This is a genomic window from Streptomyces sp. NPDC086554 (assembly GCF_040686095.1).
In the GTDB taxonomy this organism is placed as follows: Bacteria; Actinomycetota; Actinomycetes; order Streptomycetales; family Streptomycetaceae; genus Streptomyces.
In genome coordinates this window covers 34,864-55,425 of record NZ_JBFBJK010000016.1, presented here as the reverse complement: position 1 = coordinate 55,425, position 20,562 = coordinate 34,864, and the positions used below count along the sequence as shown (strand labels likewise).

At 71.1% G+C, this 20,562-nt stretch carries 25 protein-coding genes; 10 read left to right on the top strand and 15 right to left on the bottom strand.

Going from position 1 to position 20,562, the window contains the following annotated elements; genetic code table 11:
- Positions 1–21: 21 nt before the first annotated feature.
- Positions 22–735 (bottom strand): DNA alkylation repair protein, encoded by a 714-nt coding sequence (locus AB0O76_RS25810; RefSeq protein WP_365495785.1) that lies wholly within the window; start codon positions 733–735, stop codon positions 22–24.
- A 49-nt stretch (positions 736–784) separates the two neighbouring features.
- On the opposite strand from AB0O76_RS25810, the gene AB0O76_RS25805 reads away from it, so the two are divergent.
- On the top strand, positions 785–1,492 hold the full coding sequence (locus AB0O76_RS25805) for a TVP38/TMEM64 family protein (protein WP_365495784.1): 708 nt from the start codon (positions 785–787) through the stop codon (positions 1,490–1,492).
- A gap of 118 nt (positions 1,493–1,610) precedes the next feature.
- Here AB0O76_RS25805 and AB0O76_RS25800 read toward each other — a convergent pair whose 3' ends face one another.
- Positions 1,611–2,780: a thiolase family protein gene (locus AB0O76_RS25800; RefSeq protein ID WP_365495782.1), complete on the bottom strand. Its 1,170-nt coding sequence runs from the start codon at positions 2,778–2,780 to the stop codon at positions 1,611–1,613.
- 136 nt (positions 2,781–2,916) lie between these two features.
- Here AB0O76_RS25800 and AB0O76_RS25795 point away from each other — a divergent pair, with 136 nt between their 5' ends.
- Positions 2,917–3,390, top strand: coding sequence for a helix-turn-helix domain-containing protein (locus AB0O76_RS25795; RefSeq protein WP_365495971.1), 474 nt, complete (start codon positions 2,917–2,919; stop codon positions 3,388–3,390).
- A gap of 131 nt (positions 3,391–3,521) precedes the next feature.
- Positions 3,522–4,397, top strand: a complete 876-nt coding sequence (locus AB0O76_RS25790) for an undecaprenyl-diphosphate phosphatase (RefSeq protein ID WP_365495780.1) — start codon at positions 3,522–3,524, stop codon at positions 4,395–4,397.
- A 250-nt stretch (positions 4,398–4,647) separates the two neighbouring features.
- Here the strand turns inward: AB0O76_RS25790 and AB0O76_RS25785 are convergent, their stop codons facing one another.
- Positions 4,648–5,379 (bottom strand): sulfite exporter TauE/SafE family protein, encoded by a 732-nt coding sequence (locus tag AB0O76_RS25785; protein ID WP_365495778.1) that lies wholly within the window; start codon positions 5,377–5,379, stop codon positions 4,648–4,650.
- A gap of 147 nt (positions 5,380–5,526) precedes the next feature.
- Here AB0O76_RS25785 and AB0O76_RS25780 point away from each other — a divergent pair, with 147 nt between their 5' ends.
- Positions 5,527–5,706, top strand: coding sequence for a hypothetical protein (locus tag AB0O76_RS25780; RefSeq protein ID WP_365495776.1), 180 nt, complete (start codon positions 5,527–5,529; stop codon positions 5,704–5,706).
- Positions 5,707–5,736: 30 nt separating this feature from the next.
- Here AB0O76_RS25780 and AB0O76_RS25775 read toward each other — a convergent pair whose 3' ends face one another.
- Together AB0O76_RS25775 and AB0O76_RS25770 are read right to left on the bottom strand one after the other, a co-directional pair.
- Positions 5,737–6,348, bottom strand: a complete 612-nt coding sequence (locus tag AB0O76_RS25775; protein WP_365495774.1) for an HAD family phosphatase — start codon at positions 6,346–6,348, stop codon at positions 5,737–5,739.
- Positions 6,349–6,381: 33 nt separating this feature from the next.
- Positions 6,382–6,555 (bottom strand): hypothetical protein, encoded by a 174-nt coding sequence (locus tag AB0O76_RS25770; RefSeq protein ID WP_365495771.1) that lies wholly within the window; start codon positions 6,553–6,555, stop codon positions 6,382–6,384.
- 258 nt (positions 6,556–6,813) lie between these two features.
- Between AB0O76_RS25770 and AB0O76_RS25765 the strand changes: the two genes are divergently transcribed.
- Together AB0O76_RS25765 and lnt are read left to right on the top strand one after the other, a co-directional pair.
- Positions 6,814–7,305 carry a nuclear transport factor 2 family protein gene (locus AB0O76_RS25765; protein ID WP_365495768.1) on the top strand — a complete coding sequence of 164 codons (492 nt, stop codon included), beginning with the start codon at positions 6,814–6,816 and terminating at the stop codon, positions 7,303–7,305.
- A 95-nt stretch (positions 7,306–7,400) separates the two neighbouring features.
- Positions 7,401–9,035: an apolipoprotein N-acyltransferase gene (gene lnt / locus AB0O76_RS25760; RefSeq protein ID WP_365495765.1), complete on the top strand. Its 1,635-nt coding sequence runs from the start codon at positions 7,401–7,403 to the stop codon at positions 9,033–9,035.
- Here the strand turns inward: lnt and AB0O76_RS25755 are convergent.
- Entirely contained in the window at positions 8,959–9,864 is a 906-nt protein-coding gene (locus tag AB0O76_RS25755; protein WP_365495762.1) for a Gfo/Idh/MocA family oxidoreductase, read from the bottom strand. The two genes, lnt and AB0O76_RS25755, sit on opposite strands and share 77 nt — an antisense overlap.
- 10 nt (positions 9,865–9,874) lie before the next feature.
- Positions 9,875–11,146 carry an FAD-dependent monooxygenase gene (locus AB0O76_RS25750; protein WP_365495759.1) on the bottom strand — a complete coding sequence of 424 codons (1,272 nt, stop codon included), beginning with the start codon at positions 11,144–11,146 and terminating at the stop codon, positions 9,875–9,877.
- Positions 11,147–11,235: 89 nt separating this feature from the next.
- On the opposite strand from AB0O76_RS25750, the gene AB0O76_RS25745 reads away from it, so the two are divergent.
- Together AB0O76_RS25745 and AB0O76_RS25740 are read left to right on the top strand one after the other, a co-directional pair.
- Positions 11,236–11,826 carry a TetR/AcrR family transcriptional regulator gene (locus AB0O76_RS25745; RefSeq protein ID WP_365495756.1) on the top strand — a complete coding sequence of 197 codons (591 nt, stop codon included), beginning with the start codon at positions 11,236–11,238 and terminating at the stop codon, positions 11,824–11,826.
- Positions 11,827–11,989: 163 nt separating this feature from the next.
- A complete protein-coding gene (locus AB0O76_RS25740) occupies positions 11,990–12,460 on the top strand; it encodes a hypothetical protein (protein WP_365495753.1) in 471 nt (156 codons plus the stop codon).
- A gap of 37 nt (positions 12,461–12,497) precedes the next feature.
- Here AB0O76_RS25740 and AB0O76_RS25735 read toward each other — a convergent pair whose 3' ends face one another.
- Both AB0O76_RS25735 and AB0O76_RS25730 read right to left on the bottom strand, forming a co-directional pair.
- Entirely contained in the window at positions 12,498–12,986 is a 489-nt protein-coding gene (locus AB0O76_RS25735) for a hypothetical protein (RefSeq protein WP_365495750.1), read from the bottom strand.
- Positions 12,987–13,083: 97 nt separating this feature from the next.
- Positions 13,084–14,052, bottom strand: a complete 969-nt coding sequence (locus AB0O76_RS25730) for a WYL domain-containing protein (RefSeq protein WP_365495747.1) — start codon at positions 14,050–14,052, stop codon at positions 13,084–13,086.
- Positions 14,053–14,113: 61 nt separating this feature from the next.
- Here AB0O76_RS25730 and AB0O76_RS25725 point away from each other — a divergent pair, with 61 nt between their 5' ends.
- On the top strand, positions 14,114–14,548 hold the full coding sequence (locus tag AB0O76_RS25725) for a DUF3224 domain-containing protein (protein ID WP_365495744.1): 435 nt from the start codon (positions 14,114–14,116) through the stop codon (positions 14,546–14,548).
- Positions 14,549–14,550: 2 nt separating this feature from the next.
- On the opposite strand, the gene ung is transcribed toward AB0O76_RS25725, so the two are convergent.
- The 6 genes from ung to AB0O76_RS25695 form a co-directional block, all read right to left on the bottom strand.
- Positions 14,551–15,234 (bottom strand): uracil-DNA glycosylase, encoded by a 684-nt coding sequence (gene ung, locus AB0O76_RS25720; protein WP_365495741.1) that lies wholly within the window; start codon positions 15,232–15,234, stop codon positions 14,551–14,553.
- Positions 15,235–15,344: 110 nt separating this feature from the next.
- Positions 15,345–16,919 carry an ABC transporter substrate-binding protein gene (locus tag AB0O76_RS25715; protein WP_365495969.1) on the bottom strand — a complete coding sequence of 525 codons (1,575 nt, stop codon included), beginning with the start codon at positions 16,917–16,919 and terminating at the stop codon, positions 15,345–15,347.
- A gap of 196 nt (positions 16,920–17,115) precedes the next feature.
- Positions 17,116–17,871: an SDR family oxidoreductase gene (locus tag AB0O76_RS25710; protein ID WP_365495738.1), complete on the bottom strand. Its 756-nt coding sequence runs from the start codon at positions 17,869–17,871 to the stop codon at positions 17,116–17,118.
- A gap of 17 nt (positions 17,872–17,888) precedes the next feature.
- Positions 17,889–18,650, bottom strand: coding sequence for a 3-oxoacyl-ACP reductase FabG (fabG, locus tag AB0O76_RS25705; protein WP_365495735.1), 762 nt, complete (start codon positions 18,648–18,650; stop codon positions 17,889–17,891).
- Between the two features lie 134 nt (positions 18,651–18,784).
- Positions 18,785–19,168: a DUF3037 domain-containing protein gene (locus AB0O76_RS25700; RefSeq protein WP_365495732.1), complete on the bottom strand. Its 384-nt coding sequence runs from the start codon at positions 19,166–19,168 to the stop codon at positions 18,785–18,787.
- Positions 19,165–19,956 (bottom strand): HipA family kinase, encoded by a 792-nt coding sequence (locus AB0O76_RS25695; protein ID WP_365495729.1) that lies wholly within the window; start codon positions 19,954–19,956, stop codon positions 19,165–19,167. Before AB0O76_RS25695 ends, AB0O76_RS25700 begins: the two co-directional genes overlap by 4 nt.
- Positions 19,957–20,070: 114 nt before the next feature.
- Between AB0O76_RS25695 and AB0O76_RS25690 the strand changes: the two genes are divergently transcribed.
- On the top strand, positions 20,071–20,553 hold the full coding sequence (locus AB0O76_RS25690; protein WP_365495727.1) for a Rieske (2Fe-2S) protein: 483 nt from the start codon (positions 20,071–20,073) through the stop codon (positions 20,551–20,553).
- Positions 20,554–20,562: the final 9 nt, after the last annotated feature.

The following is a 20,562-nucleotide window of genomic DNA, read 5'->3' as shown; positions in this document are numbered from 1 at the left end:
GGCAGTTGGCGTGCCTGCCGGTCAGAGGTTCTTCAGCGCCTCGCGCACCGAGAGCGGCGCCAGACGGCCGCCTTCCCTCTCGACGAAGTCGCGCACGGCGTCCGGGTCGGTCTTGGCGTACTCGCGCAGACACCAGCCGATGGCCTTGCGGATGAAGAAGTCGGGGTGTCCGGACTGACGTACGCAGTACGCGAAGAGGCGCTCGGTGTCGGTGGCGTCCTTGTACCGGAGCTGATGGAGGAGGGCGGTGCGGGCCACCCACAGATCGTCGTCCTCGATCCAGGCGTCCATCTCGGACTTCAGCTTGGGGTCGGCCGCGACGAGGCCACCGACGACGTGCGAGGCGAGTGCGTCGACCGTGTCCCACCAGGAGACGGTGGTCACAAGGCGGCGGGCGACGGGCAGGAAGCCGGAGGAGAGGCGCTTCACGTAACGGCGCAGATAGTCGACGGCGAAGTAGGCGTACTCGCGCTCCGGCAGCTCCCAGCAGCGCAGCGCGATCGCGGCACAGTCCGACTCGTCGGGGCGCGGGGTCCCGGCGAGCACCGTGCGGGACAGCTCGCGGCGCAGCGGCGTGGGCAGGCCCAGGAAGGGCGCGACGTCCTTCATGTACGCCTGTGCCTGCGCGGCCCGCTGCGGATCGGCCGCCTTCGGGTACGTGGCGGTGAGCCGCTCCATGACCATGTCGGCCAGACCGCTGCGCGGGACGGTGACGCCCGGGACTGTGACGCTCATGAGACGCACCCTACGGCGATCACACACGTAAGTCGGTTAGTCTCCCCGGATGCTCGACACCGCCGCTGCCGCCCGCCCGCAGGGCATCGCCGTGCGCTGCGCGAGGGCCCTGCTCTCGCCGTGGTCGCGGCTGTCCTTGCTGGTGGTCCTGCTCGCGGCGGCCGGGGCGTGCGTGCTGGTCTTCGAGCCGCAGCGGCTGCTGTCCGACGGGTGGCCCCGGCAGTTGGGCGGCGCCGCAGCGGTGCTTGTGTTCGCTGCCGCGTACGGCCTGTGCACCGCGGCGTTCGTGCCACGCCCCCTCCTGAATCTGGCGGCGGGCGCCCTGTTCGGATCGCAGGCGGGGCTCCCGGCGGCGATCGCGGGGACGGTCATCGGCGCCGGGATCGCCTTCGGCCTCGGACGGATGCTGGGACAGGACGCGCTGCGCCCGCTGCTCCGTGGCCGCTGGCTGAACGCGGCGGACGGCCAGCTGAGCAGACACGGGTTCCGCTCGATGCTCGCGGTGCGGCTATTCCCCGGGGTGCCGTTCGCGGCCGCCAACTACTGCGCGGCGGTGTCCCGCATGGGCTGGCTGCCGTTCCTGCTCGCCACGGCCCTGGGCTCGATCCCGAACACCGCCGCGTACGTCGTCGCAGGCGCCCGCGCCTCGACACCCACGTCACCCGCATTCCTGATCGCGATGGGGTTCATCGCGGTGACGGGGTTGGCGGGGCTACTGGTCGCCTGGCGCAAACGCCACCACCTGCGGGGCAAATAAGACGCCCCGAGGGGAAGCGCCCCCGGAGGGGCGCGGGGCTGTGACATTGTGCGGCTCCGCCGCGTGGGCGCGACAAGCCCCCACGCACCTTCAGACGAAGTACCGGCCCCCAGCAGAGCTACAACGCTTCAAGAATGGTGGCGTTGGCAAGACCCCCGGCCTCGCACATGGTCTGCAGCCCAAAGCGCGCTCCGCGCACCCGCATGGCATGCACCAGGGTCGTCATGAGCCGCGTACCACTCGCACCCAAGGGATGCCCCAACGAAATCGCGCCCCCGTGCACATTCACCTTCTCCGGGTCAACGCCAGTCTCCTGCAGCCAAGCAAGCACCACACTCGCGAACGCCTCATTGACCTCGAAGAGGTCGATGTCGTCGAGGCTCAACGAGGCGTTGCGCAGCACCTTCTCGGTGGCGGGCAGGACCCCGGTGAGCATGAGGAGCGGATCGGACCCGGTGACGGCGAAGCTGTGCAGACGGGCCAGCGGCCGCAGGCCGAGTCGCGCCGCGTTCTCGCTGGTGGTGATGAGGACGGCAGACGCCCCGTCGTTGATGGGGCTGGTGTTGCCCGCCGTGACGGACCAGTCGATCTGCGGGAAGCGCTCGCCGAAGGCGGGGTCTTCGTAGGCGGGCTTCAGGCCGGCGAGGATCTCCGGAGTGGTGGCGGGACGTACGGACTCGTCGCGGGTGACGCCCTCGATCGGGGCGACCTCGGCGTCGAAGAGGCCGTCGTCCCAGGCCCGCGCGGCGCGCTGGTGCGATGTCGTCGCGAAGGCGTCCATCCGCTCACGTCCGATGGACCACTTGGCGGCGATGAGTTCGGCGCTGATGCCCTGCGGGACGAGCCCTTCGGGGAAGCGCTCGGCGACGCCGGGTCCGAAGGGGTCGGCGCCCGCCGGGACGTTCGACCACATCGGTACGCGGCTCATCGACTCCACACCGCAGGCGACGGCCATGTCGTACGCCCCGGAGATGACGCCCTGCGCGGCGAAGTGCACGGCCTGCTGGGAGGAACCGCACTGGCGGTCCACGGTGGTGGCGGGCACGGACTCCGGGAAGCCGGCGGAGAGGACGGCGTAGCGGGTGGTGTTCATGGCCTGCTCGGCGACCTGGTCGACGCAGCCGCCGATCACGTCGTCGATGCGGGCCGGATCGACGCCACTGCGCTCCACGAGGCTGCGCAGGGTGTGGGCGAGGAGCTCGACCGGGTGGATGTGGGCGAGGGAGCCGTTGGGCTTTCCCTTGCCGACCGGGGTGCGTACGGCTTCGACGATGACGGCGTCACGCATGGTGCGGGCCTCCTAGGGCGCCGAGGAGGGGCACGGAACGGCACTCCCCCATGGCGATTACCAGTGAGTAGGAAATCTGAACTCACCATAACCTCGTGAGTTGGAAATTCAAACCCTCTGTTTCGCTCCCCCTAGACTGCCCGTCATGAAGGATGCGCGCCCCTGCTCGATCGCCGACGCCCTCGCCCTCGTCGGCGAGAAGTACTCCCTGCTCGTCCTGCGCGAGGTCTGCCTCGGCAACGGACGCTTCGACCAGCTGGTGCGCAACATCGGCGCCCCGCGTGACGTCCTCGCGACCCGCCTGCGCCGCCTGGTGGACGCGGGCGTCCTGGAGAAGATCCCCTACAGCGAACGCCCGCAGCGCTTCCAGTACCGCCCCACGCAGGCCGGCCTCGAACTCGAACCGGTCCTGATGACCCTGATGGCCTGGGGCGACCGGCACCTGCGCAAGGACGACGACCGCCCGATGGTCATCGAGCACGCCTGCGGCCACGAGATGCTGCCGGTCGTGACCTGCGGGGCCTGCGGCGACCGGGTCCACCACGACGACCTCACCGCGCACCCGCAGGCACTGGGCTGGACGACGAAGGGTCCGACGGAAGCCGCTTAACCAAGTGACGCTACGCTGCCCCACGGCAAGGGCTTGATCACCCCTCGCTCACGTACCGCCCGCATCCCCCTCGTCCCACGCACCTGACCGCACCCGCAGCCCATGATCAGTACTTGGACGGCGCAGTTTCCATGTCTTGGCTTGAATCCTTCATCCTCGGGCTCGTCCAGGGACTGACCGAGTTCCTCCCGATCTCGTCCAGCGCGCATCTGCGGCTGACCGCGGCGTTCGCGGGCTGGCACGATCCGGGGGCCGCGTTCACCGCGATCACCCAGATCGGCACCGAGGCCGCCGTGCTGATCTACTTCCGCAAGGACATCGGACGGATCATCACCGCGTGGTTCGGCTCCCTCTTCGGCAAGGTGCCGCGCTCCGACCACGACGCGCAGATGGGCTGGCTCGTCATCGTCGGCTCGATCCCGATCGGGGTTCTCGGCGTCACGTTCAAAGACCAGATCGAGGGCCCCTTCCGCGATCTGCGCCTGATCGCCACGACCCTCATCGTCATGGGCATCGTCCTCGGCATCGCCGACCGCCTCGCGGCCCGCGACGAGACCGGCGGCAAGCACCGCGCCGTGAAGGAACGCAAGAGCCTGAAGGAACTGGGCGTACGCGACGGCCTGATCTTCGGCGTCTGCCAGGCCATGGCCCTCATCCCCGGCGTCTCCCGCTCGGGCGCCACGATCAGCGGCGGCCTGCTGATGGGCTACACCCGCGAGGCCGCGGCCCGCTACTCGTTCCTGCTCGCCATCCCGGCCGTCCTCGCGTCCGGCGCCTTCGAGCTGAAGGACGCGAGCAATGGCGGTCATGTGTCGTGGGGCCCCACGATCTTCGCGACGATCATCGCCTTCGTGGTGGGCTACGCGGTGATCGCATGGTTCATGAAGTTCATCACGACGAAGTCCTTCATGCCCTTCGTCTACTACCGCATCCTGCTCGGCATCCTCCTGTTCATCCTCGTCGGCGCCGGCACGCTCAGCCCGCACGCGGGGGAATCGGCGGGATGAGGCGAGGGCCTTCGTTGTGACGTGCGGGGCGCCGGGCTCTGCCTGGTGAGGCGGCACAGCCTCACCCCGGAGAAGGCTTGAGCCCGGCGCCGAGGGCGACGATGCCGTCGAGCATCGTGGAGACCGGGTTGGGACGACCAGGAAGCCGATGAGCTTCGGCACGGACTGCGCGACCTTGGACCAGGCGTCGCTGCGGCTCTCTCTGTTACGCCGTACGGGTCACGATCAAGGGCCACGACAAAGGGCCAGGTCACAGCCCCCAGAGTCCCTTGGCGAGCGTCGTGATCCCGCCGCCGAGGGCCAGCAGCAGCACGAGCCTGCGGGCCTGGCGCTCCGGGACACGGGCGGCGATCGCCCTGCCGATCACGGCGCCCGCCGCCATCGCGGCCACGGCAAGGACCCACACCGGTGCGGCGAGGCGCGGCACTCCGTTGGCCGCCACGGAGAAGGCGTTCACCACGACTCCGTAGAACAGCGCGTTCGGCACGAACTCCCGTACCGTCCAGCCCGCGTTGACCGCGTACAAGGAGACCGGCGGACCGCCCACACCCGCCGACGCGTTCATGAACCCACCCGCCGCACCAGCGGCGAGCGCCCCCTTCCTGCCGCGCAGGACGGGCATCCGGACGCCCCGCATCACCAGCAGCACCGCCACGCTCACCAGGGCGCCCATGGCGGTCAGCAGCACGGGCTCGGGCAGCCGCCGGGCCGCCCACGTACCGGCGGGGACGGTGCACACCGCCGCCGCCACCAGCGGGACCATCGCGGAGGGGCGCACCTGCCGCCAGGCGCCTGCCAGGCCGACCACGCTGATCGCACAGCCGGCGCAGTTCGCGAGGACCACGCCTTCGGCCGGGCCGAGGATCAACACCAGGGCGGGCACCGTGACGAGCGCGAACCCCATGCCCGTGAGCCACTGCACCGACGCACCCAGGAGGACGATGGAGCCGAGCAGGACATCCGCCGTCCAACCGCTCGCCACAGGCGGCTCCTCACCTGGTCCGTTGAGTGATCCATCACAGCCTCCCCCGCGCACCGACCCCAACACCAGCCCCTCGACGCTCACTTGGAGGATCTGCCCAGTAGCGGACAGTTCCGATTGTCGTAGCCATCCCCTAGGCTTGACCGCATGCCCTTAAGCTCTCAGCCCTCTGGTTCCGTGCGGTCTGCCGCGGAGTTGAACGAGCGGATCCGCGGCCTGTGGCTGCGCGCCGACGGCCGCCTCTCGGCCGAACAGCGGCGGGAGTACGAACAGTTGGTGACCGAGTGGGCGGCGGCCGTGCGCGAAGAGGTCGTGAAGGCGGCGTAGGCGCGGCCCAGTTGGCGCCGGTTCGCCCGCTCACACCGGAGCGATGAACTCCTCGATGCGGTCCAGGGTCGAGGCCGTATCCGTGTGTACGTGACCTGCCATCCCCAGTGCCCGCGCTGCCGTGACATTGGCGGGCATGTCGTCGATGAACAGCGACCCTTCCGGCTCGGCGCCAAGCCGCCCCAGCGCGATCTCGTAGATCCGCGGGTCCGGCTTGGCGCAACCGACCTCGCAGGACAGGACCAGCTCGTCGGCGATGTCGACCAGGCCGCCGTCCGTCATCCGCTCCCGCAGCCCGGGCCAGGTGTTGCTGACCACGGCGGTCGGCACGCCCGCCCCGCGCAGGGTGCGCAGCCGAGCGACCAGCGCCGCGTCCCAGGTCTCCCGGGCCGCCAGATCGCGCCGCAGCTCACCGATCAGGTCCGGGCCGATCCGCAGGCGCTCCCGGACGGTGTCCCACCAGGCGTCCTCGCCGACACGGCCGATGAGAACGCCGGTGTCGTTGCCGTCGTACAGGGCGGCCAGGAAGTCGGCGGGCGAGAGGCCGAGCCGCTCGCCCCAGGCTGCCGCGACGCCGGGCAGGTAATCGGGGACCAGCACGCCACCGGCGTCGATCAGTACGCTGCGGTTACGCGGGCTCATGAGCAGTACCTTCGCTATCGGCGGGACGCGGCGCTACTCGCCACGCTCGGCGGGCATCTCGCCGGCCAGGACGACGCCCCCGGCCCTGACGAGCGGACCGGACGGATCACCGTACGGCTGCCGCGCGACGCGGCCGACGCTGCCGTCGACGCATGGCGGCGCGACGAGACCGACCGGTTCGACGACGAGTCCCCCGAGCAGGCCCAACTACGCGATGAGGCAGCCGAGTTGGCGCTGATCGGCCTGGCGATCGAGGAGCGCGGCAGGTACGAGGGCGATGAGCTCGTCGTCGAGCTCGACCCGGCCTCGCTGGCGGCGGCGCGACGCAGCCGGGCGCTCCGCGGGTAGTGCGGTGAAACCTGCGGGCCGGTGGGGGCTGGTCGCGCAGTTCCGGTACCGCACGGGCCCAGGGTTCGTACCTGCACGACCCTTGGCTGCGCACCCCCGGTGCCCAACACTGAGCCGATGACGCAGCGTGTGGAACTCGCGGCCGTGCTCGACCGGTTGGCCATCGACGCCCTGATCACCGAGTACGCGGTCACCGTCGACGACGGCGACTGGGACGCCTACCGGAAGCTGTTCGCTCCGGACGGCCGTGCGGACTACCGCTCGGCCGGTGGCATCGAGGCAGGCGCCGACGACATCGCCGGATGGCTCGCCGACACGATGCGGCTCTTCCCGATGCGCCAGCATCTGATCGTCAACCGCAGACTCCGGTTCGGGACCCTGGAGCAGGACACCGGCGACACGGCCCATGTACAGGCCGACTATGTGAACCCCATGCGGTTCGCGCGGGACGGCGGTGGGGCGTCCACGGCGCCGGACTTCGTGTGCGGCGGCAGGTACGCGTTCGCGGCGCTGCGGACGCACGCCGGCTGGCGGCTGCGGCAGGTGGTCGTCGAGGAGAGGTGGCGGCAGAGCCCCGTACAGCACGACCAGAACTCCGCCGCCGGATGAGTGCCACAGACACGGGCGGCGTCCGCCTGTCCTAGATCGTCGCGGGCGCGCACACTGGGAACACGACCGGGCGTCGAGGACCGAGGAGGCGCTGCATGGAGGCAGTCGGCGACGACCGGAGCAGGTGGCGGGCCCGTCTGACGCCCCCCGCGGGCCGGGAGCTGCTCGCTTCTCCCCGGTGGCGCGGCGCCGTCGCCGTGCTGGTCGGCGCGCTGCCTGCCCTCGCCTTCCCCGCTCCCTCTCTGTGGTGGTTCGCCTACGTCGCGCTCGTGCCGTGGATCCTGCTCGCCCGCTCGGCGGGCACCGGCCGCCGGGCCGCGCTCGACGGCTGGCTCGGCGGCATCGGGTTCATGATCGCCGTGCACCACTGGCTGCTGCCGAGCCTGCATGTGTTCACCCTCGTCATCGCCGCGCTGCTCGGCCTGCTGTGGGCGCCCTGGGCCTGTCTTGTGCGGCGCTTCCTGGGCGGGGCCGCGTCGCCGGGGCGGACGGCGGCCGCGCTGCTCGTCCTGCCGTCCGGCTGGCTGATGGTCGAACTGGTCAGGTCCTGGGAGGGCTTGGGCGGCCCCTGGGGGCTGCTCGGATCGAGCCAGTGGCAGGTCGCCCCCGCGCTGCGCCTCGCGTCGGTGGGCGGGGTGTGGCTGGTCAGCGCCTTCATCGTCGCCGTCAACGTCGGCATCGCGGTACTCGTCGTGGCGCACACCGGACGGGCCCTCGGGACGACCCGCATTCCGGCCGTCGCCGGGCTCATGACCGTCGCCACGGTCACCACATCCGCCTGGGCCTGGGCGCCGCGCCCCGAGCCCGCCGGACATATCCGGGTCGCCGTCGTCCAGCCCGGCGTGATCGACGGGGCCGGCAGCGTGGACAAGCGGCTCGCGCGCGAGGAGGCGCTGACCCGCTCCCTGGCGGACCGGGACCTGGACCTCGTCGTCTGGGGCGAGAGCAGCGTCGGCCACGACCTGACACAGCGCCCCGACGTCGCGCGCCGGATAGCGGCACTGGCACGCGAGACCGGCGCCGACATCCTGGTGAACGTGGACGCCCGCCGCTCCGACGGGCCCGGCATCTTCAAGAGCTCCGTCCTGGTGGGCCCGCAGGGACCGACCGGCGACCGCTACGACAAGATGCGGCTCGTCCCCTTCGGCGAGTACGTCCCCGCCCGCTCGCTCCTCGGCTGGGCGACGTCCGTGGGCAAGGCGGCGGGCGAAGACCGGATACGCGGCGAACGGCCGGTCGTGATGAACGTCGGGGACGGCCTCAAGGTCGGTCCGCTGGTCTGCTTCGAATCGGCGTTCCCCGACATGAGCCGTCATCTGACGCGCGAGGGCGCCCAGTTGCTGCTCGCGCAGTCGTCCACCTCGACGTTCCAGTCCAGCTGGGCCCCCGAGCAGCACGCCTCGCTCGCGGCGGTGCGGGCCGCAGAGACAGGGCGCCCCATGGTGCACGCCACGCTCACCGGCGTCTCGGCGGTGTACGGCGCGGACGGCGAGCGCCTGGGGGCCCCGCTCGGCACATCGGCGAGCGCCACAGCGACGTACGAGATACCGCTGGCCAAGGGCGTCACGCCGTACGTCAGGTTCGGCGACTGGCCCGTGTACGCGGCCCTGGCCGCGCTCGCCGCCCTGTGCGCGGCCGAGGGCGTGCGTTCGCTCAGGCGGCCTGCTCCTGAGCCGCGCGGACCACGCGCTCGCACAGCTCATGGGTCGCCAGCGCATCCCGGGCGCTGAGCACCTTTCCGGCACGCACGGCGTCGAGGAAGGAGTGCACCGCCTGCTCGATGCCGCGCTGCCGGGCGACCGGCACCCAGTCGCCGCGCCGCCGCACGGTGGGCTGGCCCTTGTGGTCGACGACCTCGGCGAGGTTGAGCACCTGCCGCTTGGTGTCCTGCCCCGAGACCTCGAGGATCTCCTCGGTGGAGCCGCTCATCCGGTTCATCACGCCGAGCGCCGTGAACCCGTCGCCCGCGAGCTGCAGCACGATGTGCTCCAGGAGCCCGTCCGCGATCCGGGCCCGCACACCGACGTGGTCGATCGGTCCCGGCGCCAGGAAGCGCAGGGTGTCGACGACATGGATGAAGTCGTCGAGGACGAGGGTGCGCACGTCCTCGGGCAGGCCGATGCGGTTCTTCTGCATCAGGATCAGCTCGCGCGGGTGATCCAGGCATTGCGCGTAGCCGGGTGCGAGGCGGCGGTTGAAGCCGACGGCGAGGCTGGTTCCGCGCTCCTCGGCGAGCCGCACGAGCCGCTCGGAGTCGGCGAGTTCGTACGCGAGGGGCTTGTCGACGTAGACGGGTACGTCCGCTTCGAGCAGCCGCGTCACGATCTCGGGGTGCGCGGCGGTCGACGCGTGCACGAACGCGGCGTCCAGGTCCTGGGCGAGCAGCGCGTCCAGGTCGGTGTGACAGCGCTCGTCGGGGATGTGGTGGACGCCCGCGATCCGGGCGAGGGTCGCGGGCGTGCGCGTCTGCAGGTGCAGCTCGACCCCCGGCAGGGTGGTGAGCACCGGCAGATAGGCCTTCTGCGCGATGTCACCGAGTCCGATGCAGCCGACCTTCACACTGTCTCCTCTAGCGCTGTACGTGTTGCTCGTGCCGTACGCGTTGCTCCTGCTGGACGCGTTCCGTTCCCGCAGCATACGGCGGCTGCGGTGGGCGCCAGTCGGCGATCGAGGCGAAGCCGCGCAGGATCAGGTCGGGTGCCAGGCGGGCCGCCGCGCCGACGAGGGTGTTGCGTACGGCGATGAGCGGGGCGCTCGTCAGATGGGTCATCCGGGCGGTGCGTGCCGCCTGCCGGACGATCGCGGTGGTGCGCGGCACCCGCACCGCGCTGTAGGCGGCGAGCCCGGCGGACAGGTCGCCGCCGGGTGCCGCGTGGTGGGCGAGCACCACGGCGTCCTCGATGGCCTGGTTGCCGCCCTGGCCGAGGCTGGGCGTCATGGCGTGCGCGGCGTCGCCGACGAGGGCGGTGCGGCCCCGGTGGTAGGCGGTGAGCGGTGTGGTCAGGTGGCGTACGTCGCTGCGCAGGATGTCCTTGGGGCGCGCGGCGTCGATGATCGCGGGGATCGGGTCGTGCCAGTCGGCGAAGCGGCGGGCCAGCTCGGCCTTCTCGCCGTCGGGGCTGTGGCCGCCCTCGGGCACGGTGGCGGTGCCGTACGCGTAGATCCTGCCGTCCTTGAGCGGGTGCGTTCCCCAGACTCCGCCGCGCCCCCAGGTCTCGTGCGGCTCGAAGGGGCGGTCGGGGGCGGGGACGACCAGGCGCCAGGCGGTGAATCCCGCGTACGCCGGCTGCGGATGTGCCGGGAAAAGGGCCGTGCGCACGGCCGAGTTGATGCCGTCGGCGCCGATCACGAGGTCCGCCTCGATAGTGCCTTCGTCGGTGGTGACGACGGCCCTGCGGTCGGCCGCGCCGGGGTCGGTGAGCTCCGCGCGCACCCCGGTGCGCAGGGCGTCCGCGGGCAGCGCGGAGACGAGCAGGTCGACGACGGTCGCGCGGTGCAGCAGCACGAGCGAGCCGCCGAACTCCCGCGAGGCCGCCGTGGCGCTGGTCCGCACGAGCCAGCGTCCGTTCTGCGCGCGCATCCCGCCGCCGCCCTCCCAGGCGGCGAGCTCGCGGACCCGCTCGCCGAGGCCGAGGACGTCCAGGGCCCGCTGGGAGTTGAGGGCGAGCGCGATGCCGGCGCCGACGGGCTCCAGTGTGGTCGCCCGCTCCAGGACGGTGACCCGCCAGCCCGACAGGTGCAGGCCGATGGCGGCGGTGAGCCCGCCGATGCCGCCGCCGATGACGACCGCGTACGGCCGCTCGCCCTGCTGTGGACGCCGTGCTCGCTGTCCCTGTGCCATGGCTCCTCCTCCGACTCTGCTCACTACACCTGTAGTGGTCGATGACTCGACCGTACTACACCTGTAGTGGTTGGCGGTAGGGTTGCCCCATGTCCGTACGCAGCGCGGGGACGCCGCGCACCGAACTGATCGCCGACACGGCGCTCGCCCTGCTCACCGAGCGCGGTATGCGCGGCCTGACGCACCGGGCGGTGGACGAGGCGGCGGGACTGCCGCAGGGCTCCACGTCGAACCACGCACGCACCCGCCTCGCGCTCCTGGAGACGGTGGTGCGCCGGCAGGCGGAGCGCGAGGCGGTGGTGCTCGATCCCGACGAGCTGCCGGACCCCGCAGGCGGCCGCGAGGCACTGATCGCCTCGCTCGCCCTTGCAGTGCACCGCTACCTCTCCGGCGACTTCCGCCAACTCCTCGTCTCCCGCTACGAGCTGGCCCTCGAGGCGACCCGCAGACCGGAGCTGCGGGCCTATTACGACGCGGCGGGAGCGCAGTTCAGGGAGCCGTTGACGGCGATGCTGCGGGCCGCGGGGTCGAAGGACCCCGAGCGGCACACGCTGACCCTTGTGGCGTGGACGGACGGGCTGTTGTTCACGTGCGTGGCCGGCACGTACCACGCCACGGTCCCGAGCGAACAGGACCTGCGCGCGGGCTTCCGGGAGTTGCTGCGGGGGATGTTGGGGTAATCGGGTGGGTGGGCGGGAAAAAACCGCCGCGAAGCGGCGCGCAACGCGGAGTCAACCCGCAGACAAATGCGGCACTCCCAGCGGCAGCGCCCCTTCACCCATGCGGGGCATTCTGGCCCGCCGCCCTTCCCGCAGGGCGGGACAACGCAGCAGAGTTGCCCGAATGCACCGAACCACGACCACCGCGACGCTCCTGGTATCCGTGGCGGTCACCGCCGTCTCCGGGTGTGTGAGCGTCGAGCGGAAGCCCGCGCAAGGACCGGCCCCCGTGTCCGCACCGCCCCCGGCGCCGCGCCCGGACGGCAGCGCCCGCCCCCGGATCGTGGAGGCCCCCGCGCGGGAGGCGCTCGACCTCATCGGGCCGCCCCGCAGTCCGACCCCCAGCACTACCGGCACCGCGGCGACGGTCCCGGCGGCGCCGCCCCGCACACCCCGCCCCGAGCGGCCCGAGCGTCCCGAACGCCCCAGCGATCCCCCGCACCGCCACGGCGACCGAGCCGCGAACCCCGCCCTGCCCGCGCTTCCCTCGGCCGCACCCACCGTCCTGGACGTCTGCGCCCTGGGCGAGGAGTACGGCAGCTGGCAGCCGGGCAGCCCCGAATCCGTCATCTGCGAGGGCACCTACGGGCGTTGACGCGCAGCCGCCCGGCCCCCGCCGTGTCCGCCCCGGCTCACTCCACGTCGCTGCCCTCCCCCAGCCGCAGCTCCAGCCTGCCGATGGCCGCCCGGATCCCGTCCCCGTACCCGTCGTCCCCCAACGTGCCCACGGCTGCCCGTGCCCGGCGGATGTGGCTGCGCGCCGCCTCGGGGCGCTCCAGCTTCACGTAGTCGGCCGCCAGGTTGAGGTGCAGGGAGGGATAGAAGCCGCGGACCGCGATCGACTGGTGGTGCTCGTGCAGCCGCTCGTCCGTCAGCTCGTCGGCCGCCGACAACGCCCGCAGGTCCCAGGCCAGTTCGTCCGTGGGGTCCTCCTGCGTGTCCGCCATGTAGTGCGCGAGCGTGCAGCGGTGCAGCGGGTCGCCCTCCTCGCCGATCTCCGACCACAGGTCGAGGAAGCGGCCCTGCGCCTCCTCCCGGTCGCCCCCGTGGTGCAGCATGACCGCCTGCCCGATCCGCGTCATCATGGCGTCTTCCGCCGCCTGCTCCTGCTGCTCCGCCACCGGATCCTCCACACTCGTACGCCCATCGTGCAAACCGATCACGACGCTAACCGCAGCCACTGACAATCACGGTCAGGCGCGATCGGGCGCGGGGCGCTCACGCGTACCGCTGGGCCAGCCCGGTGACGGTTCTCGCCAGCTCGGCGCGGAGTTCGGGCGGTCCGAGCACCTCGGCTTCGAGGCCGAGCCTGAGCAGGTCGCTCACGGCGACCGGCAGCGTCTCGACCTCCAGGTCGACCACCCGCCGGCCCTCCGCGTCCGGCCCGCCCGCCGCCTCCACGGCCCGCGCCCCGGCCGCCCCGAACAGCGCGGGCAGCAGCCGAAGGCCGGCCGGGGAGACCCGCACCCGTGCCGTGCCCCGCAGCACCCGGGCCTGCAGGTCCTGGGATGCCGCCTGCCAGTACGCGGCCAGGTCGAACCCCGCGGGGCGCTCGGACGGTTCGTGACGGTCCCCCGCCGCCACGTCCAGGAAGCGCGAGACACGGTACGTGCGCACGGTGCCGTCGGCGGTCGCCACCAGGTACCAGTTGCCCGCCTTGAGGACGAGGCCCAGGGGGTGCAGTTCGCGGTGCACCTCGCCGCCCCAGCGTCGGTAGTGCGCCCGCAGGACCCGTCGTCGCCACACGGCGTCGGCGACGACGGGCAGCAGCGGCGCGGGGTCGGCCGCCCGGAACCAGCCCTCGGCGTCGAGCAGGAAGCGCTCCTGGATCCGCCGGGACCGCTCACCGAGCCCGGCGGGCAGTGCGGCACCCAACTTGAGCTGGGCGGTGACCAGTTCGGCGCCCAAGCCGAGATCGGCGGCAGCCGCCGGCATGCCCGCGAGGGCCAGCGAGTCCGCCTCGTCGTCGGTGAGGCCGGTAAGCCGGGTGCGATAGCCGTCCATCAGCCGGAAGCCGCCCGCCGGGCCGCGCTCGGCGTACACGGGCACTCCGGACGCGGCCAGCGCCTCCACGTCCCGGTAGACGGTGCGGACCGACACCTTGAGCTCGTCGGCCAGTTCGGGCGCGGTCATGCGCCCGCGGTTCTGGAGCAGCAGGAGCAGGGCGAGAACCCGGTCGGCGCGCATGCGGTCAAGTGTGCACCGGTACCTGACAGAAGGTGTCAGGTACCGGTGACAGGCTCCTCTCATGACGACGAACGCCACAGCCGACGACACGACGACGACCACCACCACCGGCGCCTTCACGTTCACCAACTGGGACGAGAAGCCGGTCGCAGGCAGCGACGGCGGCGCACGCATCGCGCACGCCGCCGTCACCAACGACTTCACCGGCGCCATCGAGGCCACCGGCACGTCGTGCGAGTACGCCCTCGTGTACACCGGCGAGGCCACCGGCGCCTTCGTCGGCTACGAGTTCATCGAAGGGACCGTCGGCGGCCGCGAGGGCTCCTTCGTCCTGGAGCAGCGCGGCACCTTCGGCGCCGACGGCATCACCTGCACCGTCACCGTCCAACCCGGCTCGGGATCGGGCGAGTTGGCGGGCCTCACCGGCACCGGTTCGTTCACGGCGCGGCACGGCGACTCCACCGTGCCGTACACCTTCACGTACGACATCGGCTGAGCTCAGCCGATGTCCGGGATGCGCCAGTCGATCGGCTCGTGCCCCTGCGCCGCCACCGCCTTGTCGATCTGGGTGAAGGGGTGCGAGCCGAAGAACTTCTTCGCGGAGAGCGGCGAGGGGTGCGCGCCCTTCACCACGACGTGCCGCTCCTCGTCGATGAGCGGGAGCTTCTTCTGGGCGTAGTTGCCCCACAGGACGAAGACGGCCGGGTCGGGGCGTTCGGCCACCGCGCGGATCACGGCGTCCGTGAACTTCTCCCAGCCCTTGCCCTTGTGGGAGTTGGCCTCGCCGGCGCGGACCGTGAGCACCGCGTTCAGGAGCAGGACGCCCTGCTCGGCCCACGGCATCAGATAGCCGTTGTCCGGCACCGGATGGCCGAGCTCTTCCTTCATCTCCTTGTAGATGTTCCGCAGCGAGGGCGGGGTCTTCACGCCGGGCCGCACGGAGAAGCAGAGGCCGTGGCCCTGTCCTTCGCCGTGGTACGGGTCCTGGCCGAGGATGAGCACCTTGACATCCTCGTACGGCGTCGCGTCCAGGGCGGCGAAAACCTCGTCGCGCGGAGGGTAGACGGGACCTTTCTCCCGCTCTTCCTCGACGAACTCGGTGAGCTCCTTGAAGTAGGGCTTCTGCAGCTCCTCGCCGAGGACTCCGCGCCAGGACGCGGGCAGCATGGCGATGTCGGTCACGTCAACAACCTCCGGTGTGCGGTCACTTCTCACCACAGAACCTACCGGCGACCACTGACAATCGATCCGATCACCCTGCTGCCCGCCACCACTGCCGGCCGGCCTTGCGCTTACCAGCTGGTCTTGCGCTGCAGCTCCCACATCATCATGATCGCCGAGGGGTCGAGGGCGCGCTCGCCGCCCGCGATCTCCTCGCTCGCCATGATGTACTGCTTGCCCTGCCACAGCGGAAGCAGCCGCGCGTCGTCGACGAGGAGCTGCTGCGCCCGCTCGAAGTCGTCGGCCACGGCGCCCCGGTCGGCCTCACGGCGCGAGTGCGGCAGGACCTCGTCGGTGATCTCCGGTACCGGATAAGGCGTGTTGAGCACGTTCTTCTCGCCGACGAACGGCGCGATGAAGTTCTCCGCGTCGGGGAAGTCGGGGAACCAGCCACGGCCGAAGACCGGGTACTCGCCCTTCTTGGTGCCCGCGTCGAACTCCGTCCAGGGACGGCTCTTGAGCGTGATCTTGAACAGGCCGGACGCCTCGAGCTGCCGCTTGATCTCGGCGAACTCGGGTGCGGTGGCCGAGCCGTAGCGGTCGGTCGTGTACCAGAGCGTGAGCGGCACCGGCGCGGTGATGCCCGCCTTCCGCAGGATCTCCTTTGCCTTGTCCGTGCTGGGGTCTCCGTAGTCGTCGAAGAAGCCGGTGCCGTGCCCGGTCAGCCCCTGGGGGACCATCGAGTACAGCGGTTCGACGGTGTCCTGGTAGATCTTGTGGGCGATCGCCCCGCGGTCGATGACCTGGGCGAAGGCCTGGCGTACCGGCTTCTTCCTGGCCCAGGGGTCGTCGGGGTTGAAGACCAGGTAGCGGATCTCGGTGCCCGCGCCCTCGACCAGCTGGATGCCCTCGCGCCGGTGCTTGCCCTGCATCTCGACGATGTCCTGGGACGCGAGGCCACGGAAGGTCACGTCGATCTGCTTGTTCTTGAGGGCGGACACCATGGCGGACGACTTCTTGAAGTAACGGATCGTGACGGCGTCGTTCTTGCGGTCCGCCGAGCCGTCGTAGTAGTCGTTCTTGACCAGCTCCGCCCGTTCGCCGGGCTTGTACGACTCCAGGGCGTACGGCCCCGATCCGGCGATCTCGTTGCCCGCACGGAGCTTGTCGGCCGGGTACTCCGCGGGGTCGACGATCGACATGGCCGGCGTCGCGAGCACGAACGGGAAGGTGGCGTCCGACTTCTTGAGCCGGAATGTGACCGTCCGGTCACCCTTCGTCTCGACCTTGTCGAGCGAGCCGAGCAGACCCGCGGGCCCGCCCTCCACGTCGATGCGCCGCATCCGGTCGAAGGTGAACTTGACGGCCTTCGCGTCGAGCTTGTGACCGTTGGAGAACTTCTGATCCTCGCGCAGTTCGCAGGTGAAGACGGTGTTGGACGCATCGGCGAACTTGCAGGACCGGGCTGCGTCCGGCTCGGGCTCCGCGGCCCCGGTCGGGAAGCTCAGCAGCGTCTGGAAGACGTTCCGGTACAGCTCCCAGGAGCTGTCCCAGGCGGCCGCCGGGTCGAGAGTGCTGGGGGCACTCATGGTGCCGACGGTGATCTGCTGCTCCTCGTCCTCACCGTCGGACGAGATCACTCCGCACCCTGCGAGCAGGGATATCGACAGCAGTCCCGCGGCCGGCCGCAGGCCCCGGCGGGACAGTCCGGCAGGGCCTCGAAGACCCGCCGCCACCACCGGGCGAACTTCACTGAACACGCGCACGCTCCTCGATCGGCCATGCCATGGGTCGGGAGACAATATCGCAATGCCCCGCCGGGCCAACTTGCGGCGCCGACGGGGTACTTGATGCGTATGTACGTCCCTATAAGCGGTGTACGCAGCGGTTTCGAGGGCTTCGTCAGCCGACGCCCGCATTGAGGAAGATGCCCCCATCGACCACGAGTGTCTGGCCCGTGATCCAGTCGGACTGGCTCGAGGTGAGGAAGGCGGCGGCGCCGCCGATGTCCTCGGGCACACCGAGCCGCCCCAGCGGGTACGCGGCGGCGGCCTCCTCCTCACGGCCCTCGTAGAGTGCCTGCGCGAACTTGGTCTTGACCACGGCGGGCGCGATCGAATTGACCCGGACCTTGGGCGCGAACTCGTGCGCCAGCTGCAGGGTGAGGTTGACCATGGCGGCCTTGCTCATCCCGTACGCGCCGATGAACGGCGATGCGGAGACGCCGGCGACGGAGGCGATGTTCACGATCGCGCCGCCGTTCTCGCTCTGCCAGGCCTTCCAGGTCTGCTGGGCGAAACCGAGCGCCGAGATCACATTGGTCTCGAAGACCTTGCGCGCCACATTGAGGTCGAGCTCCGCGATCGGCCCGAACACCGGGTTCGTACCGGCGTTGTTGATCAAGAAGTCGACCCGCCCGAAGGCCTCCATGGCGCGCTCGACGGCGACCGCCTGGTGGGCCTCGTCGTGGGCCTTGCCCGCGACGCCGATCACCCGGTCGGCGCCGAGCTTCTCGACGGCCTCCTTGAGGGCTTCCTCGCCCCGTCCGGTGATGCAGACGCGGTCACCGCGGGCGACGAGCGCCTCGGCGATGCCGTAGCCGATGCCGCGGCTCGCGCCCGTGACGAGCGCGGCCTTTCCACTGTCCTGCACTGCCATCTCGACATCCCTCCGGGCTAGTTGAGCGGGCCGCCGGCCACGTACATGACCTGGCCGGAGACAAAGCCCGCGGCGTCGCCGGTGAAGAAGGCGATGGCGTTGGCGATGTCCTCGGGGCGGCCCACGCGCTGCACCGGGATCTGGCTGGCGGCCGCGGCCTGGAAGTCCTCGAAGCCCATGCCGACGCGGTCGGCGGTGGCCTTGGTCATCTCGGTGACGATGAAGCCGGGGGCGACCGAGTTGGCGGTGACGCCGAACTTGCCGAGCTCCTTGGCGAGGGTCTTGGTGAAGCCCTGCAGACCGGCCTTGGCCGCCGCGTAGTTGACCTGGCCGCGGTTGCCGAGCGCGGAGGACGAGGAGAGGTTCACGATCCGGCCGAACTTGGCGTCCACCATGTGCTTCTGGATCGCGCGGGACATCAGGAACGCGCCGCGCAGGTGCACGTTCATGACCGTGTCCCAGTCTCCGGCGCTCATCTTGAAGAGCAGGTTGTCGCGGAGCACACCGGCGTTGTTCACGAGGATCGTGGGCGCGCCGAGCTCCTGGGCGATGCGCTCGATGGCGGCCTCGACCTGCGCCTCGTCGGACACGTCGCAGCCGACGGCGATCGCCCGGCCACCGGCGCCGGTGATCTGCGCGACGGTGTCCTTGCAGGCGGCCTCGTCGAGGTCGATCACCGCGACGGCGCGGCCCTCGACGGCCAGGCGCACGGCGGTCGCCGCGCCGATGCCTCGCGCTGCTCCGGTCACGACCGCGACGCGCTGCTCAGTGGTGGACATGCTGGTTCTCCTCGCCCTTGGGATGCGGCTCTACGGTACGCCCCAATGGTGAGCGACCGCTTAGTACCTTCAGCTGAACGAGACGCTAGAAGCCCTGGCACCCGGTGTCAACGGCACACCGGGCCTGTGATTCTTTACCTCACCAGGAGGTCGAGCAGCCGGTCCAGCTCTGCGCCCGGATCGGCGGTGAGTCCGGTGTGCACCGGCCCCGGCTGGACGACGGTCGAGCGCGGCGCGATCAGCCACCGAAAGCGCCGCCCCGCATCGTCCCGCTCGGCCTGACCCGCGCCTTCACCGCCCGCGCAGATCCGCTCGACGGCGGCAAGGGCGGCCCGTACGCCGCCCACGTCGGCCTTCGGGTCGAGGGCCCGCAGCTTGTCCTCGTCCAGATGCGTACGGGCGGCCACGAAGGATTTGGCGCGGCAGTAGAGCACGACCCCCGCGTTGAACTGCTCGCCGCGCTCCACCCGCGGCACGACCCGCACCAGCGCGTACTCGAAGACATCCCGCTCGGTCACTGGGTGCGCCCCTTCCGGTGCGGCTCGGGGAGATCGATCCGTTCGTGAATGGTCTTGGCTCGCGGCAGCAGCGCCGCCACATAGGCGCGGCGCACGGCGTCCGGGTCCTCGAAGCCCGGCTCGTCCACCAGCCACTCGTCGGGTACGTCGGCGGCGGCCGCCGCGAGGATTTCCTCGGTGACCAGCGGCGCGAGCTCGGCGGCGGCCGCGGCGACGTCGGGCCGGAAGGGAGCAAGGGCGTGGTCGGACGCGTCGTACGGCTTGGCGGCGGCGGTCTCGGCGGTGCGCCAGTTGTGGTGCCAGATCATGCTCGCGCCGTGGTCGATGAGCCAGAGATCGCCGTGCTTGACCAGCATGTTCGGGTTGCGCCAGGAACGGTCGACGTTGTTGATCAGCGCGTCGAACCACACGACGCGGCCGGCCTCGGCCGGATCCACCGCGTACCCGAGCGGGTCGAAGCCGAGCGCGCCCGACAGGAAGTCCATCCCCAGGTTCAGGCCGCCGCTCGCCTTGAGCAGCTCCTGCACCTGCTGCTCGGGTTCGCCGAGGCCGATCACGGGGTCGAGCCGGATCCGGGTCAGGCGCGGCACCCGCAGGCCGAGGGCGCGCGCGAGCTGCCCGCAGATGACCTCGGCGACGAGTGTCTTGCGGCCCTGTCCGGCGCCGGTGAACTTCATGACGTACGCGGCGTACGTTCCCTCGTCGTCGACCGCCTCGACGAGGCCGGGGAGCGATCCGCCCTCCCGCAGGGGCGTCGCGTAGCGGACCGCGGTGACTTCGGTGAGCATTGCCCCAGGTTAATGCCGGTGTGCATACGGGCCTTCATGCCGGTGCGAACGCGGGTCGCGCAAGAAGTGCTTGAGCCTTTGAACACGGCGCGGCGCGGCCTCGTACCACCTGGCATGACCGTTTCCAGGAATTCCCTGCCCGCTCCCTCCCGTCGTTCCGTCGTCGCCGCCGCGGGTGCCGTCAGTCTTGCCGCCGCCCTCACCGCCTGCGGCGACAGCGACGACAGTTCCGACCAGTACGGCGCGGACGACTCCGCACCGGCCGAGAAGGAGTCCCCGGACGGTGCGGGGTCGTCCGGTGGCGCCGGCGGTGCGGTGCTCGCCAAGACGTCGGAGATCCCCGTGGGCGGCGGCAAGATCTTCAAGGCCGAGGGGGTGGTGGTGACCCAGCCGACGAAGGGCGAGTTCAAGGCCTTCTCGAACCGCTGCACACACAAGCAGTGCCCGGTGACGAGCGTCGAAGGCGGCACCATCAACTGCCCTTGTCACGGCAGCAAGTTCGACATCACCGACGGCAGCGTGAAGGCGTCACCCGCCCCCGCCCCGCTGCCCGCCACCGAGATCAGCGTGGACGGGGACTCCATCAAACTGGCCTAGGGCCTGTCT

What these genes read in the sequence shown, in the direction of transcription:
- AB0O76_RS25810 (WP_365495785.1), bottom strand. Translation starts at nt 735, where the DNA reads ATGAGCGTCACAGTCCCGGGCGTCACCGTCCCGCGCAGCGGTCTGGCC.
- AB0O76_RS25805 (WP_365495784.1), top strand. Translation starts at nt 785, where the DNA reads ATGCTCGACACCGCCGCTGCCGCCCGCCCGCAGGGCATCGCCGTGCGC.
- AB0O76_RS25800 (WP_365495782.1), bottom strand. Translation starts at nt 2,780, where the DNA reads ATGCGTGACGCCGTCATCGTCGAAGCCGTACGCACCCCGGTCGGCAAG.
- AB0O76_RS25790 (WP_365495780.1), top strand. Translation starts at nt 3,522, where the DNA reads ATGTCTTGGCTTGAATCCTTCATCCTCGGGCTCGTCCAGGGACTGACC.
- AB0O76_RS25780 (WP_365495776.1), top strand. Translation starts at nt 5,527, where the DNA reads ATGCCCTTAAGCTCTCAGCCCTCTGGTTCCGTGCGGTCTGCCGCGGAG.
- AB0O76_RS25775 (WP_365495774.1), bottom strand. Translation starts at nt 6,348, where the DNA reads ATGAGCCCGCGTAACCGCAGCGTACTGATCGACGCCGGTGGCGTGCTG.
- AB0O76_RS25765 (WP_365495768.1), top strand. Translation starts at nt 6,814, where the DNA reads ATGACGCAGCGTGTGGAACTCGCGGCCGTGCTCGACCGGTTGGCCATC.
- lnt (WP_365495765.1), top strand. Translation starts at nt 7,401, where the DNA reads ATGGAGGCAGTCGGCGACGACCGGAGCAGGTGGCGGGCCCGTCTGACG.
- AB0O76_RS25750 (WP_365495759.1), bottom strand. Translation starts at nt 11,146, where the DNA reads ATGGCACAGGGACAGCGAGCACGGCGTCCACAGCAGGGCGAGCGGCCG.
- AB0O76_RS25745 (WP_365495756.1), top strand. Translation starts at nt 11,236, where the DNA reads ATGTCCGTACGCAGCGCGGGGACGCCGCGCACCGAACTGATCGCCGAC.
- AB0O76_RS25740 (WP_365495753.1), top strand. Translation starts at nt 11,990, where the DNA reads ATGCACCGAACCACGACCACCGCGACGCTCCTGGTATCCGTGGCGGTC.
- AB0O76_RS25730 (WP_365495747.1), bottom strand. Translation starts at nt 14,052, where the DNA reads ATGCGCGCCGACCGGGTTCTCGCCCTGCTCCTGCTGCTCCAGAACCGC.
- AB0O76_RS25725 (WP_365495744.1), top strand. Translation starts at nt 14,114, where the DNA reads ATGACGACGAACGCCACAGCCGACGACACGACGACGACCACCACCACC.
- AB0O76_RS25710 (WP_365495738.1), bottom strand. Translation starts at nt 17,871, where the DNA reads ATGGCAGTGCAGGACAGTGGAAAGGCCGCGCTCGTCACGGGCGCGAGC.
- fabG (WP_365495735.1), bottom strand. Translation starts at nt 18,650, where the DNA reads ATGTCCACCACTGAGCAGCGCGTCGCGGTCGTGACCGGAGCAGCGCGA.
- AB0O76_RS25695 (WP_365495729.1), bottom strand. Translation starts at nt 19,956, where the DNA reads ATGCTCACCGAAGTCACCGCGGTCCGCTACGCGACGCCCCTGCGGGAG.
- AB0O76_RS25690 (WP_365495727.1), top strand. Translation starts at nt 20,071, where the DNA reads ATGACCGTTTCCAGGAATTCCCTGCCCGCTCCCTCCCGTCGTTCCGTC.